Source organism: Zunongwangia profunda SM-A87 (assembly GCF_000023465.1).
Taxonomy (GTDB): Bacteria; Bacteroidota; Bacteroidia; order Flavobacteriales; family Flavobacteriaceae; genus Zunongwangia; species Zunongwangia profunda.
Window position 1 is genome coordinate 3976704 of sequence record NC_014041.1, and the last position, 17851, is coordinate 3994554.

Sequence of the window (17851 nt, forward strand, 5' to 3'; positions counted from 1 at the left end):
AAAACAATATGAAAAGTATACGTAAAATATTCGGATTGATCGTTCTGTCAGGACTTTGCTTTTACTCCTGCGAAACGACCGACATGGATTTAACCGAGGACCCTAACTACCTGACGCCTGAACAGGCAAATGTAGATTTCTACCTAAATGCTATTGAAAGATCATATGTAAGTCTTATGCAAAATTTTGGAAACTATGGTGCACAGGTAACAAGAATAGAATATTTAGGAAGTCGGAATTATTTAAATGCCTATGCCCCTACATCTTTTGATGATGAATGGGATCTGGCCTACAGGCAGATTTTAGCAGATGTAGAAGCTATGACCCCAATTGCGCAGGAAAACGAACAATTTCACCACATAGCAATTGCTCAACTACTTTCTGCTAATGTTTTAATTACTCTTGTAGATTTTTTTGGCGATATTCCTTACTCTGAAGCCTTGATGGCCGACGAAGGAAACTTCAATCCTAACTTAGACAATGGTGCTGCTGTTTATAGTGCTGCAGCGCAGTTAATCGATACTGCTATTACCAACTTTAATAAGGAAGCCGCACTTGAGCCTGAATACGATCCATTTTACAATGGGAACTATGAAAACTGGATAAAACTCGCGAATACCTTAAAAATGAAAATCTATCTCCAAACCCGGTTAGTAGACAACTCGGCTTTAAGCAGCTTTAATCAAATTGTTGCCTCAGGAGATTTCATCACCAGTACTGATGAAGATTTTCAGTTTAATTATGGAACTAACGAAAACCAACCAGATACAAGAAATGGAAAATATGCAGGTAATTACAGACCTACAGGAGCTGGAAGCTACCTATCTAATTGGTTGATGGGAACTATGTTAGAAGATGGTGATCCAAGGATCCGGTATTATTTTTACCGGCAGGTAAATGCTGTACCTGGGGAAGAAATAGAGCCCAATGAGCAAACACTAACCTGCTCTATGGAAAATGCTCCACAACATTATATCGATGGCGGATTCACCTTCTGTAGTTTACCAAATGGTTACTGGGGCAGAGATCATGGCGATGATGATGGCACTCCCGGAGACGGTTTCTTAAGAACAACCTACGGAATTTATCCTGCAGGCGGAATGTTTGACGACAGTAGATTTGCACCGGTGTCTCAAGGTGCCGGAGCTGCCGGCGCCGGTATAACTCCATTAATGCTTGCATCCTGGGTAGATTTTATGAGAGCTGAAATGGCAATGGTAGAAGGAGATGTTGCTGCCGCTCAAGAATTTGTTGTAAGTGGTACAGCAAAGTCTATAACTAAAGTACGTTCTTTTGGTGCTCTAGATGAAGACGCAGATTTAAGCCTTGCTCCATCTGAAGAACAAGTGAATAGTTTTTTATCTGGAATTGAAACAGCCTTCATAGAAGCAGATACAGAAGAAAAATGGAATCTACTTGCCGAAGAATTTTGGATTTCTTGTTTTGGAAATGGTATTTTGAACTATAATTTCTATCGAAGAACTGGCTATCCAACCACTTTACAACCTAATAGAGAACCAAACCCGGGAGGTTTTATAAGATCCTTTAGGTATCCTGCCAATTTAGTAAATAACAACTCGTCTATTTCGCAAAAACAGGAAGTTACCACTACAGTCTTCTGGGATACCAATCCGGCCTCTCCTTCTTTTCCTGAGTCGAACTAAATAAAAAACTATGATGAAACATTATACAAAATATATCATTCCGTTTTTTGCCTTCTTTCTGTTACTTGGTTGTACGGAAAAAGACAATACTGTAGACAAGGTATTTCAGGATACTGTTTACGGGGCAATATTAAGAACAACACAAACCATAAGTACTTCTTACAATGCTTTTGACCCCTCCTCTCTCTTTTCGATAATGTTGGAAGAACAAGATGAAGAAATGGGAAATTTATTAGCATCTGTAGACATATATATCTCTTTTGAGGACAATCAGGAAGATGCTATGGATAAAAGTGTTAGCGAAGTTTTATTGGTAAACATTCCGGCATCAGATTTTACTACCGGAGATAATGGTTTGCCTGTAATTCAATTTGAAAGATCTTTAGCTGAAGCTGCCAGTGCAGTTGGAATTTCTGATAGCGATTACAGCGGAGGCGATCGCTTTATCTATCGTATGGTTTTAAATTTAACCGATGGAAGATCATATACCAACACCGATTATGGGGGGACGGTATCCAATAGTTCATTCTTTAGGTCACCACTTATTTATTATGTTGGAGTAAACTGTACGCCGATTACTCCTATTCCCGGCACCTATAGTATAGATCTACAGGATAGTTACGGGGATGGCTGGAATGGCGCCTCTATAGTGGTTACCATCGATGGTGTTGCTGAATCCTATACCTTAGATTCTGGCTCATCCGGTTCTTTTTCTATAAGTGTTCCTGAAGATACAGAAGAATTATCTTTTGTATTTAACTCAGGAGATTGGGATGGTGAAGTTACGTTCCAAATTTACGCTCCCAATGGAGAAATAGCTTCTGAGCAGGGACCAAGTCCAGGCGTAGGGGAAATACCGCTTAGTATATGTCCAGATTAATTTAATACCTATTTGTTTTAGCTTTAAGGCTGTCTGTAATAATTAAGGCAGCCTTTTCTTCTTAAAATATTTCATTATGAAAAAAACAAATATAAGTTGTTTAGTATGTTTCCTACTTGCTATTACTTTATCAGTTACCGCACAGGTAACTACGCCTAAACCAGACCACTTCAAGTCGATAACAGACGGCGGCACAGGAAGTCAACCTATTCTTAATACGATTATGCATGACCTTTTGGATGATAAAATAACCTATAAATCAAATCTTAAAACCATAGGATCGCCTTATTTAAAAGAAAAGTACCAAATCGCAACTTTATTTTATAAAGAAGAATTACAGGAGCATTTTTATATTCGTCACAATATTTTAAATGACGAAATTGAATTAAAGAAAAGTATGCTACCTAACGAACAACCTAAAGCATTAATCAGAGATCCAGGTATAAAGCTAGTTCTTGAAGATGGTAAGGCAATTTGCTTCAAAAAGTATCGCTCAAAAAAGGCGACATTAAAAGGGGATTTATCTATACTCTAAATGACTCTGCCACTTATACTATTTATAAAGCTATACATGCAAAATTTTCTAAGGGTCACACTGCACACACTGCAACAAGTTCGATGGTAAAAGAAGTTCCTCATCGATTTTCGCATTTCAGTAGTTATTATTTTACTTCTATTCCAAAAGGAACCTTATATCCTTTACCGTCAAATTATAAAAAATTTCTCCAGAATTTGAAGCCGGAAATTCAGAAAAAATTAAAAGCCTACATCAAAGAAAACGGACTGAATTTTAAAGATGAAAATGAGATTAAACTAATTTTCGATTATTTGAAAAGCATTTTATAAATAAAAGTCATAAAATTGAACAATTTGATAAGGGCTAATGACTTAAACTTTATGCTCACAAGAGTTTTCATGATAAATTCCAACCTACTCTTTATATAATTCTGTATGCATTGGTAAAGAAAATAAAGAAAGTTTTTGGAAGTAATGTTAAGATTTAAGATTATGAACCGCCATTTCAAAACGACTTTTATGGAAGAAAATCAAATGGAATAGCGGTTGATCGTCCCGGTCATGTCTATTTCACAGGAATTATATAATAATCTAAGATTCTCAGACTAAGAAGGGCAGTTTACCTATTCGAGATGATGTAAAAGTACAAGACCATAAATTAAACACTCCTGAAGTTACACTTTTGGCAATTCCCATCCGTTGTGGTAACGGGCGCTTACCAGAGCATCAGCCTCTGAATCTTTAAAAGAACCGCTGGTGGCATCCCAATAGATTTTTTTACCGGTTTTATAAGCGATATTACCCATATGTGCGGTAATCGCGGCTACACTCCCTGTTTCTACCCCGCATGCCAGTGCGCTTTTATCGTTGTTGCGTATAGCAGTTACAAAGTTTTTAGCGTGTTTATCAAGCGCATTACCTTCGGGTTTAGTGAGTTCTACCCGGTCTATTTTGTTTTTCCACTCACCTTCTACACGCTCGCCTTCGGGGAGGACTTCCCATCCACCACGGTTAACTATCAGTGTTCCGTTATTGCCGATAAAGGCAATGCCTTCGGTACGGCCATAGGGACCACCGTCAATCCCGGTAGCGTGTTCCCAGAGAAGGTTATAATTATCAAATTCATACACGGTTTGAAGGGTATCCGGTGTTTCGGAAGCATCATCAGGGTAGGCAAGCTTTCCGCCAGAAGCTAAAATAGATTTTGGCGCTTTAGCTCCCATCGCAAACAGTGCTATGTCGAGTTCGTGCACCCCCCAATCGGTCATCAAGCCCCCTGCATAATCCCAAAACCAACGAAAATTGAAATGGAAGCGGTTTTCATTAAACGGACGTTTGGGAGCAGGACCTAGCCACATCGCATAATCTACTCCGGGAGGCGGAGTCGTATTGGGTTTTTCGGGAACAGGATTCATCCATCCCTGATAGGCCCAGCATTTCACGAGTCTTATTTGTCCAAGTTTACCCGATTGTACGTACTTAATCGCCTCGTCATATTGCTGCCCGCTACGCTGCCACTGTCCTACCTGCACCAACTTCTCTGAAGCATTGGCAGCTTTAAGCATCACGTTACATTCTTCAATACTGTTAGCCAAAGGTTTCTCTACATAAACGTGTTTACCGGCCTGCAGGGCATCTACCATATTGAGGCAGTGCCAATGGTCTGGCGTACCGATGATCACCACATCAATATCTTTATTCTCAAGCATTTTTCTATAATCGGTATACAGTTTCGGAGCCTTTCCTGTCATTTTTTTAAGTTCACCTGCACGGCGGTCCAGCACCCGCTGGTCTACATCTGCCAGTGCAATGCAGGTAACGTTAGGCAATTTTAAATGCGCCTGCATATTAGACCATCCCATCCCGTTACAGCCTATTAAACCAAAGTTAAGCCGGTCATTGGCTCCAAAAATAGAAACCGGGTTTGCCAAAAGAGAACCTGACAGGCTAAGACCAGCAGTAGCTAAAGTAGTTTGCTGCAAAAATTTTCGTCTGGGAAGCTTACTCATAACGTATGATTTAAAACTATTTTTCACAATATAGTCAATTTTACTCTAACGTTTTTAAAGAATTAGTAATTCTCCCGGAAGTCTGTAATTAAACTCTGACGCGAAACCTAAAACAAATATTAATTGGGTACAATCAAGGAAACGGATTTTACTTTTTCTATTTATATAACTCAAAAAATAACCCTGAAATTAAGCAATTCTAACTGTAGTGGTTTAGCGCAATGCAAACATTAAGAAACTATACAATAATTTTTACGTTTCATTTTATTCGCCTACGTAAACAGAATACGCTATAAGCGTATAAATGTTTTATACGCGACACTGTTTTGGTCACCCGTTTATTGCGAAAAATAACACAATAATCGAAACTACACTTTGGAGTAATTCGAAGTCTGGGGGTCTCTCCCTTTACAGAGGTTGGTTGGGTTTAAATCAGGCAAATTTATTTCATCAGATGACAAATTTTAAAAAACAAACATAAAAATAATTTAAATTCATTAATTATAATAAAAAATTAAACAATAAACTGTATTTAACTTAATTTAACTAATTATAATTAATTTTAAAAATAATTAGTATTTTAGCATTAGCTAAATCCTGTAATTGAAACAGGATGGGAATAAAAATTATAAAATTAAATTACTGATCGGTAATTCGGTAATTTGTAATTTAGCCGAAAAGAGCTGCTCAAAACTGAACAGCTCTTGTTTTTAGGCAAAAAATCTCCCGAAATTTGAAGCCTTAAATTCAAAAAAAAGCAAAAAGTTTACATCAAATAAAGTCGACTGAATCTTGAATAGGTGGATAAAACTCAACTAACTTTGATTATTTGAACAGCTGTTTATAAATAAGCGGCATAAAATTAAAAAATCTCATGCCGCTGTCATCACTTTAATTCTAATATCCATTAAGCATTCACAAATGCTATCAACGTTTTTGTGATAAATTCAATCTGCTCTTTATCTAATTCGGTATGCATTGGTAAAGAAATCACTTCTTTTACCAATTGATTGGTAACTTCAAAATCAGCTTCGTTGTACCGCTCATCTGCATAGGCCTTTTGTTTATGAAGCGGAATTGGATAATACACTCCACATGGGATATTATTTTCCTGAAAATGCTTTACTAAAGCATCTCTTTTGCCATTTGTAATTTTTAATGTGTATTGATGAAATACATGAGTATCATCATTTCCTACACGAAGCGGCGTAATTATATGCTCCTGAGCTTTAAAAGCAACATCATAAAGATCTGCCGCTTTTCTTCTAGCATTATTATAGGAATCTAATTTTGGTAATTTGGCTCTTAATACCGCTGCCTGCAAACTGTCCAATCTTGAATTTACACCTACAACATCATGATGGTATCGCTCGTACATTCCATGGTTCACTACTCCGCGAATAGTATGTGCCAATTCATCATCATTGGTAAAAATCGCGCCGCCATCACCATAACATCCTAAATTTTTAGAGGGAAAGAAAGAAGTGGCTCCAATATGCCCAATAGTTCCGGTTTTATGGCTTACTCCCGTCTTATCATGATAATTTCCACCTATTGCCTGCGCATTATCTTCTATAACGAAAAGATTATTTGCCGTCGCAATATCCATTATCTCATCCATATTTGCCGTTTGCCCAAACAAATGTACAGGTACAATCGCTTTGGTTTTTGGTGTAATTGCGGCTTTAACTTTTTCAGGATCGATATTAAAAGTATCAGGTTCTACATCTACAAGAACAGGAGTTAAACCTAAAAGGGCAATAACCTCTACAGTGGCGGCAAAGGTGAAATCTGCTGTAATGACTTCGTCACCGGGTTTTAGACCCAAGCCCATCATAGCTATTTGCAAAGCATCTGTACCGTTCCCGCAAGGGATCACATGTTTTACGCCAAGATATTCTTCCAGTTCTTTTTGAAAATTCTGAACTTCAGGTCCGTTTATAAAAGCTGTTGAGGTAATCACCTCCTCAAAAGAAGAACTAATCTGATCTTTTATTCCTTCATATTGACCTTTAAGGTCAACCATCTGTATCTTTCTCATTTGTTTTTTCTTGTGGAGTCAAAATTACGAAATATAGCAGCTATTGCCATACATTTTTAATGAAACCCCTACTTTTGTAATCCAAATTCTTTGTTTTGCGAGGTACTTATAATTTACTCACTTATGTAGCCAAAGCTGCACTTCCTTTACCAGCCATGTTTAATCCAAAACTTAAACTATTTGTGGAAGGCAGAAAAAAGGTTTTTAAGCAATTGGAGAAAATTGATTTTTCTGAAGATTGGGTTTGGTTCCATGCCGCTTCTTTAGGAGAATTCGAACAGGCAGTACCTATAATGGAAGCCATAAAAGAAAATTATGCAACTTATAAAATTTTAGTAAGTTTTTATTCGCCCTCGGGTTACGAGAATAAGAAAAAACACCCATTGGCTGATGCCATAGTGTATTTACCGCTGGATACGCCAAAAAATGCAAAACGCTTTGTATCAATCATTAAACCAAAGCTAGCATTTTTTATCAAATACGATATCTGGCCTAACTTTTTAAAAGAATTACAAATCCAGAACATTCGTACGTTTCTAATTTCAGGGGCATTTAGAAAAGATCAGATCTATTTTAAACCCTATGGTGGTCTATTTAGAGAAGCGCTTCGGGTTTTTGAACATATTTTTCTTCAGAATGAAACCTCGAAAGAGCTTTTAAAAACAATTAATATTACAAATACTACGGTAAGTGGTGACACCCGTTTTGACCGTGTTGCCAGGCAATTAGAATATGACAATCAGCTTGATTTTATTGCGCAATTTAAAGATCAAAAAACCTGTATTGTTGCTGGAAGCACGTGGCCTGAAGACGACGCGCTGTTATTAGAGTACATCAATACCGCTTCAGAAGATGTGAAATTTATCATCGCCCCCCATGAAATTAAGAATGAAAAAATTCAACGTTTAAAAGCTCAAATTGTAAAGAAAACCGTATTATTTTCAGAAAAAAAAGATTCTAAAATTAACCAATATCAGGTACTTATCATTGATACTATCGGATTACTAACCAAGGTATATAGCTATGCGGATATCGCTTATGTTGGTGGCGCTGCCGGAAAAAGCGGACTTCATAACATCCTGGAACCGGCTACTTTCGGGCTACCGATAATTATTGGTAAAAACTTCGATAAGTTTCCTGAAGCCAAACAATTGGAAAAACTAGCTGGCTTATTTTCAGTAGCTTCTGCTGAAGAATTATTTAAAATCATGACCAAAATGGTCAAAGACGAGCAATTCCGCTCCAAAACCGGAATGATCAGTGGTCACTTTATTAATAGCAATACCGGTGCTACACAAAGTGTATTATCCTACTTAAAAAGAAATCATTAATTTTTTAGCTGGATATTAAGAAATTCTATTAAAATTCATTTAAAAAATACCGTTAAAAGCTTATTCGTTGTAATTTCGACCTATTCAACAATACATAAAGATATGAAACGATTAATTTTATTAGGTGGATTTTTGGCAATAAGCGCAACTTCATTACTTTCTTGTCGGGAAGAACCTAAAAAAACCGTTGTAAAAGAAGTTGAAGTAGAAAAAACCGAAAACGAGGGTATCCTAGAACGTACTGCTAAAAAAGTAGACAAAAAAGTGAACGAACAGATCGATGAAGAGATCGACAAGATCGGCGACGACAATTAAAGCATTTAACATAAAAACACCACACATTAAATTTTTAAAACAGTTTTATTAAAATTTTACAACAACTTTTGGATAGACTGTTCAATTTCATTTTAATTTTGTTGTAAACCACTAAACCAAAAACTATGAAACGTTATTTTTTAATATTAGCTTCTTTCTTAACGATTTCTTTTACGATGAATTCGTGTAGAGAAACTACTGAAGATAAAACTGATGATACCGAACTTAATGATGGTATGATTGAAGATCAGGAAGACGAAATGGATGATTACAATGATGATGACAACGGTGTAATAAATGATGTAAAAGAAGCTGGGGAAGACGTTGGGGACGCTGTAGAAAATGCAGCAAACGAAACTGGTGATGCTGTGAATACTGCAGTAGACGAAACAGGAAATGCCATTGACGAAGCGACTGATGAAATCGATGGATCAGACGATAATTAAAAATAAATAAACAAAAAATATAACTTATGAAAAAAGGTCTAATTATTTTAGCAGCTTTTGTGGCCACTTTAGTTTTAACTTCCTGCCGAGAAGAAAAATCTGGTGTAGAAAAAGCCGCAGATAGTGTTGAGGATGCAGCTGACGATGTTGGTGATGCTGTAGAAGATGCTGTAGATTAAATTAATAGTGTACAATTAACATATTACTAGCCAAAAAATAAGCCCTTTCGTTTTGAAAGGGCTTATTTTTTGGTTTCTTTTCTTAATTTCTATTGATAGACTTTGATATAATCAATATAGAATTTTGCAGGAAAAATACTATCGTCTACATCAGGTCCTCCAAAGTTACCTCCAATAGCCATATTTAGCAAAAAATAGAATTTATGGCGAAAAGGATAATGCTCATCATCTTTTATTTCTGGCGAAAAAGTATATACCTTTTCTCCATCGATATAATAAACTATTTCTTGTTTAGACCATTCTACCTTATATATATGAAAATCGTCTTCTACATTATCGATTTTCGTCACTGTAGTACTGGCATGATCCCCATGAGTTGCGGGGGTATGCAAGGTCGTATGCAAGGTATCTTTCATTCGTCCAACATATTCCATTATGTCGATTTCTCCGGAAGCGGGCCAACCTACCTCTCCAATATTATCTCCTAACATCCAGATTGCCGGCCAAATCCCGTGTCCCCCGGGAACTTTAGCGCGGGTTTCTATAATACCATACTGAAACTCGAATTTATCTTTAGTATTTATGCGAGAGCTAAAATAGGAATCGCCATTTTTTTCAGCGGTAATAACCGCCAAGCCATCTTTTATTTCAAGATTTTCAGGGCGATAAAGCTGTCGCTCGTTATTTCCCCAACCACAAATATCAGGGCAGCCGTCACCATTTTCATAGCTCCAATAATCCATATTTAAGCTATTTCCATCAAAATTTTCTTCCCAGATCAATTCTTTTTCTTGTCCTTTACAGCTCTGCAAGGTCAATAACACAAGGGCTAAAACCGCTAATCTTTTCTTCATATTATTTAAATTCAAAATTAGCCTTTTTAAGATCCACAGAGTTACCACCAATCATCACTTCAAAATCCCCAGGTTCAGCTTCCCATTTCTTATTAATAGTAAAATATGTGATCATTTCTTTATCGATTATAAAATTCACCACTTTACGTTCGCCTGGTTTTAATGAAATTTTCTCAAAGGCTTTTAGTTCCAGATTTGGTCGTGTAATGCTTCCCACCAGATCATGTAAATACAACTGAACGGTTTCTTCTCCTACCATATTACCCGTATTTTTTACTGAAATTGATGCTTCTATTTTTTCGCCTTCTGAAAAGGAATCAGCACTTAGCTCGATATCCCCATATTCAAATTCGGTAAAGCTTAGTCCGAATCCAAATGGATACAATGCTTCTCTAGGAGAATCGGTATAATGCGAATAAGTCACCTGCGCCCCACCCTCTGGTCTACCGGTACTCTTTTGATTGTAGTACAAAGGTTCCATTCCTGAATTCTGAGGAAAAGATACTGGTAACTTCCCGGAAGGATTATACCTTCCAAAAAGAATTTCGGCAACCGCATTCCCATGCTGTGAACCTAAAAACCAGGATTCTACAATGGCTGGAATATTTTTAGAACTCCAACTTAAATCCATAGGGCGGCCGTTCATCAATACCATCACCACGTTTTTGTTAGCTTTTTGAACCGTTTCAATCAAATCATCCTGCACTCCGGCAAAACCAATATTGGTCTGGCTACGCCCCTCGCCCGTTTGAAAAGCATCTTCACCAACCACTAATACCACTAAATCTGCCTGTTTAGCTAATTTTTCAGCTTCGGCGAAACCACTTTTATCATCTTTATTAAAAGTCATAGGATTTAAAAAAGACCGATCTCCGGTTGAAAGTTTTGCCCCTTCAGCATAAGTTATCTTCACGCCTTTTGGCGTATAATTTCTAATTCCTTCTAAGACTGAAACTGCAGAATTTTCTACCGCATGCGCTCTCCAGTTTCCTAAAGGCGAATCTTTATCGTTTGCCAATGGCCCTATAACCGCAATGTTTTTAATAGAATTTTTAATGGGTAAAATATCATTCTCATTCTTTAAAAGTACGATCGATTTTTTACCGGCTTCCAAAGCCACTTCCTGATTTGCTTCAGAGTATAATTCAGATTTCTCGAAAGCTTCATCGCAATACTTATAGGGATCATCAAAAAGTCCTAATCTGAATTTTACACGAAGAATCCTTTTTACGGCATCGTCGATCAATTTTTCAGCAACTTTACCTTCTTCCACCAGTTCTTTTAAGGACGACTCGTAAGCACCACCTTCCATATCCATGTCGCTACCGGCTTTTACTGCTAATTCAGCAGCGGCTTTTTTATCTTTAGCAACGCCATGCGGAATAAGTTCGGTTATCGATCCCCAATCTGATACTACAAATCCATCCCAATGCCACTTGCCTTTTAGCAAATCTCGTTGTAAATAGGTACTTGCAGTTGCCGGCACACCGTCTATCTCGTTAAACGAGTTCATAAATGTAGCCACCCCTGCAGCTGCGGCAGCTTTAAACGGTGGTAAAATGGTATTATTTAATTCATAAATACCAATATTTACCGTGTTATAATCTCTACCTCCTTCAGCAAAACCATAACCGGCAAAGTGCTTGGCACAGGCCGCGATAGTTTTAGGATCTGAAAGATCATTTCCCTGAAAGCCTTTAATTCGGGCTACTGCTATTTTTGAGTTTAGATAAGGATCTTCACCGGCACCTTCCATAATTCGGCCCCATCGTGCATCGCGAGAAATATCCATCATTGGGGCAAATGTCCAATGAACACCTGCCGCTGCAGTTTCCCTACCGGCAACTCTTGCCGTTTTTTCCATGAGTTCTAAATCCCAGCTGGCACTTTCACCAAGCGGAACAGGAAACATGGTTTGATAACCATGAATTACATCATACCCAAAAATCAACGGAATTTTGAGTCGGCTATTTTCCATGACGATCTTTTGTGCCTGGCGAGTATGTTCTACAGAGGTCACATTAAGCATCGATCCTACCAGTCCGTTTTTAAGATTTTCGAGTTTCTTTTCGTTATCAGTTCCAGTCGCGGGACCGGTAACATCCCAGCTACCATTGTACTGCACCATCTGCCCTATTTTCTCATCAAGGGTCATTAAAGCTAAAACCGAATCTATTTTCTGCTCGATATCTCGAGGATCCTGATCACTTTTCTTAAACCCTGGCTTTTCATAGGTCGAGAATGCCAAGAAACCCAGTGACAGAACTACTCCAATTATTGCTACTCTTTTTTTCATATCCAAAAATTAAAAAGGGGCTACGAGGAAGAACAGCTTAACCTCCAGGCAACCCCTATTTTATTAAAAGTTAATCCGATATTATGTGTTATGATTTATTGATAAACTTTCACATAATCTACTTCCATGGTATCTTCACTGAAATTAGGGTCTATATCTCCTCCTAGGTTACCACCCATGGCAACATTTAGAATTAAGAAAAACGGCTGATTAAACGGTGTATCTGCACTGTTTTTATATTCATGAAATACGATATCATCTACAGCAAAAAGAATATGATCTGCCGTCCATTCCAAAGTATAGGTATGGAATTCTGAATCTACATTTTCAACTTCAGTCCCTTTAGAAATTCCGTCTCCGCCTGAGTTCCCGGGCATATGAAGTGTTCCTAACACATGACCAAGATCATTACCTACATGCTCCATAATATCAATCTCTCCGGAAGCAGGCCAGTTTACCTCGGCAAAATTTGATCCTAGCATCCAAATCGCAGGCCATGTACCTGCTGCACCTGGAAGTTTAGCTCTTACCTCTACTCTACCGTACTTAAATTCCTGCTTATCCATTGTAGTAATTCTTGCAGAAGAATAATCAAAGCCATTCGTACTTTCAGCAATCGCATTGATCTTTAAGCTACCATCACTTACCACTGCATTATCTGCTGTATAATACTGTTTTTCGTTATTTCCCCAGCCATTGTCACCATTACCGGTTTCAATATTCCAGCTATCGGCGTCTAGCGCATTCCCATCAAATTCTTCTTCCCACACCAGGTTTTCGAATTCAGTTTCCAGCTCTTTTCCTTCGGCAGAATTATTTCCGCCACCTGCTCCACCTTCAGGATCAGTAGTAAGTTTTAAATACCATGCTTCTGCAGCATTTCCTCCAGATTGTGTTCTAACCTGCATATAATCTTCAGTAATTTCCAGAATCTCATACGTACTGGTTCCTAAATAATAACTTAAGAAACCTCCATCTGAAATCATCATTTGGGTTCCAGTGGTTTCATCTTCCGGATAAATAGTTGGTGCTGCAGAAAGACTTACATTTTTAACTCCCGAAGTATCATAATCGAAACATTGATCCCCAGTTCCATTAGTTCCTCCAGCGGCATTTAATGAATTGGTATTAAAAAACGTAGCTCCATTATTATCCAGTTCGTATAAAATATTTCCGTTTTCATCAAGACTAAAGGTCATACTATCATCATAAATACATTCGTCTTTCTTCTCAAAAGGAGCAGCATTATACCAATCTGATGTTTTAACATCGATTGGTCCAAGCGCTAAGTGCGATGGCAAAGCTGCTGCAACATACCATGTTTTAGAATCGTCTCCTGTAAGCAACGATTTAGTTTCTGGATCATCAAATTCGCTAAAAACTGTTACGCTTGTTGTCATTGATGATGAAGTACCACCCGTACCGGTAGCAATTACAGTCACTATATACTCATTTACTCCGGTTGACGTAAACGAGTGCATTACATTACCGTTAGATACGTTTGTTGAAGTATTATCTCCAAAGGCGAATTTATAATTTATTGCATTATCTGCTGAAGCCATAAACTGCACCTGCCCGCTACCATCTCCATAAGGATTATCGGCATCTGCATTTACAATAGTTGCTTCTAAAGAAAGATTTGAAGGCGCCACGACTTCTCCAAAGTCGTGATCATCATCCTGGCAGCTTTGTAAAAAGCTACCAAGAATGATCATAAGGCCTAGTATATATTTAAAATTCTTCATTTTTTTAGTCATTTTTAATTTGAATATCATCAAAGTAGAACGTACCACCTTCTGTGTTTCCGAAGCCATAAAAAACAACCACGGTATCATAACCGGCATTAGGATCAAAGGCTCCAAAACTTGTAAGATCAAAATCAAGTTCTTCCCACGCGTTTGCTACAGTGGTTGTTTGCTGTACCTCTGCTATCACTGATGGATTGCCATTAGCATCTGGTTCTGACTTAGAATTTTCTAATTTCAATAGAATCGTTGCTCCTGTTTTAGGTGACCAGGTTTTTATAGAGATCGTTGTCCCCTTGCTAAAGTCTATTGCTCCACCCAAACGTTGGGAAACACCGGCCCAGGTTTCTGCTCCGTCATTCTTCACAAGCTCGGTTACTTTTGTGCTGGTATTAATTCCAGAAGCATCCGGATTTTCGATAACAGTTGCATTTGCGCTCCCAAATCCAGACCAGCTATAATCTACCAAAACTGAATCGAAAGTTAATGGAAGTTTTGGAGCTGTCATTGGCTGATCGCTTACATAAGAAAGATCATCAAAATAATAATCTAATCCTTTTCCTGCAGTATTTAAATCCATAAAAACAATAGCGCGTTTCCAATTTTGATTTGCATCTGCCTCACTAAAGTCAAAAGTTAATGTTTGCCAGGTATTGGCTTCAGTTACGGTCGCATTGACTTCGAAAGCTATATCACCGTCACTTGGGTCTTCAAATTTTAAAGTTACCGGAATACCTGCTTCTGGTGACCAAACTTTTAAACTTAACTGATCGTCTTTGGTAAAATCTACCGCATTATCCAAATCGAAATAAGCACCCGCCCAAATTTCAGATCCTTGTGTTTTAGTCATTTTAGCTACAGTTTCGCTAGGATTAGCGTCGCTCATATCTGGATTTGTAACAAGAGCGGTTGGCGCCCCTCCAAATTCGAAAAATTGATATGCATTTGCATTACCTTCAAAAGTTACCGGCAACTCTACTATCGTAGGATTTGCTAATCTAATATTGTCGAAGTAATACGTATTGTCGTTACCAGAGGTATTATAATCAAAGAACAATGCGATAACACTATAAGTTTGTGAAGGATCGATTGCTGAAAGATCAAAAATCAATGTTTCCCATTCATTTTCTTTAGTCGTCATTGTAGTCACTTCAGCATTGATATCTGAATTCGCTGAATTTTCAACCTTAAATAATACCGGAATACCTGCTTTTGGAGAATAAACATCCATAGCAATGTACGTAGTACTACTAAAATCGATATTTTCGTTTAAAGTAGTGGAAGTTCCCGCCCAGGTTTCAGAACCTGATGGCTTGGTATATGAAGCTACAGTAGCACTTTCGTTCACCTCATTTGGTGCGGGATTAGCAACTAAAGAAGCTGTAGGGGCACCTCCGCCAAAATTATAGAAGTTGTAAGCTACGGTTTGTGATTCAAAATCGATTGGCAACAGTAAAGGATCTACAATCGTAACTTCTTCAGTATATTCTGTAGTTTCAGCTCCTCCACTTAAAGCTACAACACGAATGGTGTACGTACCTATATTCCCATATTCATATTCAGCAGTCTCGCCTTCCATAATCATTGTTGGCTGATCATCTGTATCTTCCCCAAAATAAACCTCGTAACCAGCAGCATTCTCTGCAGCTGCCGTAACGCTTACCTTAAAAGGATTCGACTGATCTTTAGTGATGACTACTTCTAAATTTTCTGGAGCGAGGAAGGATACATTTAAAGATTGCGAAGCTTCGGCAACTTCGCCATTTAAATTCATCGCATAAATAGTAACATCATATTGCCCTTCAGCATAGGTATGTTCTACATGGTTACCCGAAGTAAATTCATCGGAAACTTCACTGCCGTCTCCAAAATCCACACTAAACATATTTGCGCCATTTGCCGACGGGAATATGCTTACCTCACCAGAATTATCCTGCTTTATTGTAAACTTGGCAGAAATATCTGATGGTATTGCGATATCTACACTTTCTAAACTATCATCATCTGAACATGAGATAACAAAAAGAATAGAGAAGCATGCTATTATTGATGTAATATAATTCTTCATAATTTATATTTTAATAACCAGCGTTTTGATCCCAGTTACCCTGAGCAAATTGTATTTCTTCTAATGGAATAGGGAACACTTCATTTTTACCAGTAGTAAATCCATCGATAAACTGTTCGGCTCTACCTGTTCTTACCAAATCAAAGAATCGGTGGCCTTCTCCTATCATTTCAGACCTTCTATCCATATAAATTTGTTCAGTAAGACTTGTACCGCTATCATCTACCGGTGCTAAACCGGCACGATCCCTAACCATATTTAAATAAGCTCTCGCCTGGGCATCATCAATACCGCCACGGTTTAAAGCCTCTGCTGCCATTAACAATACATCTGCATATCTAATCGCTCTGTAATTATTTGGTTGCGTTAAATTGGCATCACCAAGGTTATCGTTTTGTCTTGGCAAATATTTACGGTTATAATAACCGGTATGTCCGGTAACCTCATCCTGATTACCTATATTGTAAGTGGCTCCGGTTTCTGCAGCCCAGGCTTCGATATCAAGTAAGCTTACCTCCTGTCTGGCATCTCCAGATTCGAAAGAATTGTATGCTTCTTCTGTAGGTAGGTTAAAGCCGTAACCCGATTCAAAAACAGGACCGGCATAACCTCTAATTCCGCTAAAACCAACCATTACATTACCTTCGCTACACTGTAAACATCCAAATCCAGCCCCCTCAGTACCGGTATATTGAATTTCGAAAACTGATTCTGCACTATTCTCTGCGGAATACTCGAACAGGTTAGCGTAATCTTCATCACCCTGAGTACCATAAAGATGATATTTACCAGAATTGATCACTTTTTGAAGTTCGGTCGCAGCTTCAGAAAATTTATCCTGATATAAATAAACTTTCCCCAATAAAGCCTGCGCTGCACCTTTGGTAACACGACCAACTTCGGGAGCATTTACCGCTAAATTTTCTTCGGCATAGGTTAAATCCTGTTCGATCAGTGCATAAACTTCAGCTTTTGATGATCTAGGAATTGTTTTTGCTTCCCCTAACGTAAATCTACCTTCAGGTTTAATAGGAATGGGGCCAAACCATTTTAGTAACTCAAAATTAAAATAGGCTCTTAAAAAATGGGCTTCCGCTAATAATTGAGATTTACCTTCAAAATCGATATTATCGGCATTTTCCAACATAAAACTGGCACGGTATACTCCCGCAAAATTCCAGTCCCAAATATCGTCAAGGTTATCGTTTACCGGAGTATGTTGCATACGATCTACCTGTTGCCAGCCAATCACATCTGTTGCACTTTCCCCGCCGGCATGAGCATTATCCGAGGCGATCTCACCCAGGATTACATTCGCATAGGTACTTTGTAAAATATCATACGTTCCTATTAATGCATTGTAATAATCATCTTCTGCAGTGAAGTAGGAATCAGAGTTAATTCCATACGGAGGATCTACTTCTACAAAATCATCCCCGCAGGAGGTAATTCCCAGCGAAGCGGCAATTGCTGCCAAAATTATATTTCTTTTGATATTTATCTTCAT

At 38.0% G+C, this 17851-nt stretch carries 14 protein-coding genes; 7 read left to right on the forward strand and 7 right to left on the reverse strand.

Going from position 1 to position 17851, the window contains the following annotated elements; genetic code table 11:
- The first annotated feature begins 8 nt into the window (after positions 1 to 8).
- From ZPR_RS17425 to ZPR_RS17435, 3 genes are all read left to right on the forward strand, one after another.
- On the forward strand, positions 9 to 1664 hold the full coding sequence (locus ZPR_RS17425) for a SusD/RagB family nutrient-binding outer membrane lipoprotein (protein WP_041579051.1): 1656 nt from the start codon (positions 9 to 11) through the stop codon (positions 1662 to 1664).
- Between the two features lie 10 nt (positions 1665 to 1674).
- A complete protein-coding gene (locus tag ZPR_RS17430; RefSeq protein ID WP_013073074.1) occupies positions 1675 to 2544 on the forward strand; it encodes a hypothetical protein in 870 nt (289 codons plus the stop codon).
- Between the two features lie 76 nt (positions 2545 to 2620).
- Positions 2621 to 3079 (forward strand): hypothetical protein, encoded by a 459-nt coding sequence (locus tag ZPR_RS17435; RefSeq protein ID WP_041579052.1) that lies wholly within the window; start codon positions 2621 to 2623, stop codon positions 3077 to 3079.
- A 655-nt stretch (positions 3080 to 3734) separates the two neighbouring features.
- Here ZPR_RS17435 and ZPR_RS17445 read toward each other — a convergent pair.
- Both ZPR_RS17445 and ZPR_RS17450 read right to left on the reverse strand, forming a co-directional pair.
- The gene (locus tag ZPR_RS17445) at positions 3735 to 5069 is read right to left on the reverse strand and encodes a Gfo/Idh/MocA family protein (protein WP_013073077.1); all 1335 of its coding nucleotides are present in this window, start codon (positions 5067 to 5069) and stop codon (positions 3735 to 3737) included.
- 907 nt (positions 5070 to 5976) lie between these two features.
- Positions 5977 to 7110, reverse strand: coding sequence for a DegT/DnrJ/EryC1/StrS family aminotransferase (locus tag ZPR_RS17450; RefSeq protein WP_041579053.1), 1134 nt, complete (start codon positions 7108 to 7110; stop codon positions 5977 to 5979).
- A 95-nt stretch (positions 7111 to 7205) separates the two neighbouring features.
- Between ZPR_RS17450 and ZPR_RS17455 the strand changes: the two genes are divergently transcribed.
- From ZPR_RS17455 to ZPR_RS23475, 4 genes are all read left to right on the forward strand, one after another.
- Complete coding sequence (locus tag ZPR_RS17455) at positions 7206 to 8441, forward strand: 3-deoxy-D-manno-octulosonic acid transferase (protein WP_013073079.1); 1236 nt, start codon at positions 7206 to 7208, stop codon at positions 8439 to 8441.
- Between the two features lie 102 nt (positions 8442 to 8543).
- Entirely contained in the window at positions 8544 to 8756 is a 213-nt protein-coding gene (locus tag ZPR_RS17460; RefSeq protein ID WP_013073080.1) for a hypothetical protein, read from the forward strand.
- A gap of 125 nt (positions 8757 to 8881) precedes the next feature.
- Entirely contained in the window at positions 8882 to 9202 is a 321-nt protein-coding gene (locus tag ZPR_RS17465) for a hypothetical protein (RefSeq protein ID WP_013073081.1), read from the forward strand.
- Positions 9203 to 9228: 26 nt separating this feature from the next.
- Positions 9229 to 9381: a hypothetical protein gene (locus ZPR_RS23475; RefSeq protein WP_013073082.1), complete on the forward strand. Its 153-nt coding sequence runs from the start codon at positions 9229 to 9231 to the stop codon at positions 9379 to 9381.
- Between the two features lie 89 nt (positions 9382 to 9470).
- Here ZPR_RS23475 and ZPR_RS17470 read toward each other — a convergent pair whose 3' ends face one another.
- The 5 genes from ZPR_RS17470 to ZPR_RS17490 form a co-directional block, all read right to left on the reverse strand.
- Positions 9471 to 10235 carry a glycoside hydrolase family 16 protein gene (locus tag ZPR_RS17470; protein ID WP_013073083.1) on the reverse strand — a complete coding sequence of 255 codons (765 nt, stop codon included), beginning with the start codon at positions 10233 to 10235 and terminating at the stop codon, positions 9471 to 9473.
- Position 10236: 1 nt separating this feature from the next.
- Entirely contained in the window at positions 10237 to 12531 is a 2295-nt protein-coding gene (gene bglX, locus ZPR_RS17475; protein WP_041579054.1) for a beta-glucosidase BglX, read from the reverse strand.
- Positions 12532 to 12626: 95 nt separating this feature from the next.
- Positions 12627 to 14276 (reverse strand): glycoside hydrolase family 16 protein, encoded by a 1650-nt coding sequence (locus tag ZPR_RS17480; RefSeq protein WP_041580090.1) that lies wholly within the window; start codon positions 14274 to 14276, stop codon positions 12627 to 12629.
- 4 nt (positions 14277 to 14280) lie between these two features.
- Positions 14281 to 16344: a hypothetical protein gene (locus ZPR_RS22675; RefSeq protein ID WP_049771477.1), complete on the reverse strand. Its 2064-nt coding sequence runs from the start codon at positions 16342 to 16344 to the stop codon at positions 14281 to 14283.
- 10 nt (positions 16345 to 16354) lie between these two features.
- Positions 16355 to 17851: a RagB/SusD family nutrient uptake outer membrane protein gene (locus tag ZPR_RS17490; RefSeq protein WP_041580092.1), complete on the reverse strand. Its 1497-nt coding sequence runs from the start codon at positions 17849 to 17851 to the stop codon at positions 16355 to 16357.

Coding starts and splice junctions, on each gene's coding strand:
- ZPR_RS17425 (WP_041579051.1), top strand. CDS start 9: ATGAAAAGTATACGTAAAATATTCGGATTGATCGTTCTGTCAGGACTT.
- ZPR_RS17430 (WP_013073074.1), top strand. CDS start 1,675: ATGATGAAACATTATACAAAATATATCATTCCGTTTTTTGCCTTCTTT.
- ZPR_RS17435 (WP_041579052.1), top strand. CDS start 2,621: ATGAAAAAAACAAATATAAGTTGTTTAGTATGTTTCCTACTTGCTATT.
- ZPR_RS17445 (WP_013073077.1), bottom strand. CDS start 5,069: ATGAGTAAGCTTCCCAGACGAAAATTTTTGCAGCAAACTACTTTAGCT.
- ZPR_RS17450 (WP_041579053.1), bottom strand. CDS start 7,110: ATGAGAAAGATACAGATGGTTGACCTTAAAGGTCAATATGAAGGAATA.
- ZPR_RS17460 (WP_013073080.1), top strand. CDS start 8,544: ATGAAACGATTAATTTTATTAGGTGGATTTTTGGCAATAAGCGCAACT.
- ZPR_RS17465 (WP_013073081.1), top strand. CDS start 8,882: ATGAAACGTTATTTTTTAATATTAGCTTCTTTCTTAACGATTTCTTTT.
- ZPR_RS23475 (WP_013073082.1), top strand. CDS start 9,229: ATGAAAAAAGGTCTAATTATTTTAGCAGCTTTTGTGGCCACTTTAGTT.
- ZPR_RS17470 (WP_013073083.1), bottom strand. CDS start 10,235: ATGAAGAAAAGATTAGCGGTTTTAGCCCTTGTGTTATTGACCTTGCAG.
- bglX (WP_041579054.1), bottom strand. CDS start 12,531: ATGAAAAAAAGAGTAGCAATAATTGGAGTAGTTCTGTCACTGGGTTTC.
- ZPR_RS17480 (WP_041580090.1), bottom strand. CDS start 14,276: ATGAAGAATTTTAAATATATACTAGGCCTTATGATCATTCTTGGTAGC.
- ZPR_RS22675 (WP_049771477.1), bottom strand. CDS start 16,344: ATGAAGAATTATATTACATCAATAATAGCATGCTTCTCTATTCTTTTT.
- ZPR_RS17490 (WP_041580092.1), bottom strand. CDS start 17,851: ATGAAGATAAATATCAAAAGAAATATAATTTTGGCAGCAATTGCCGCT.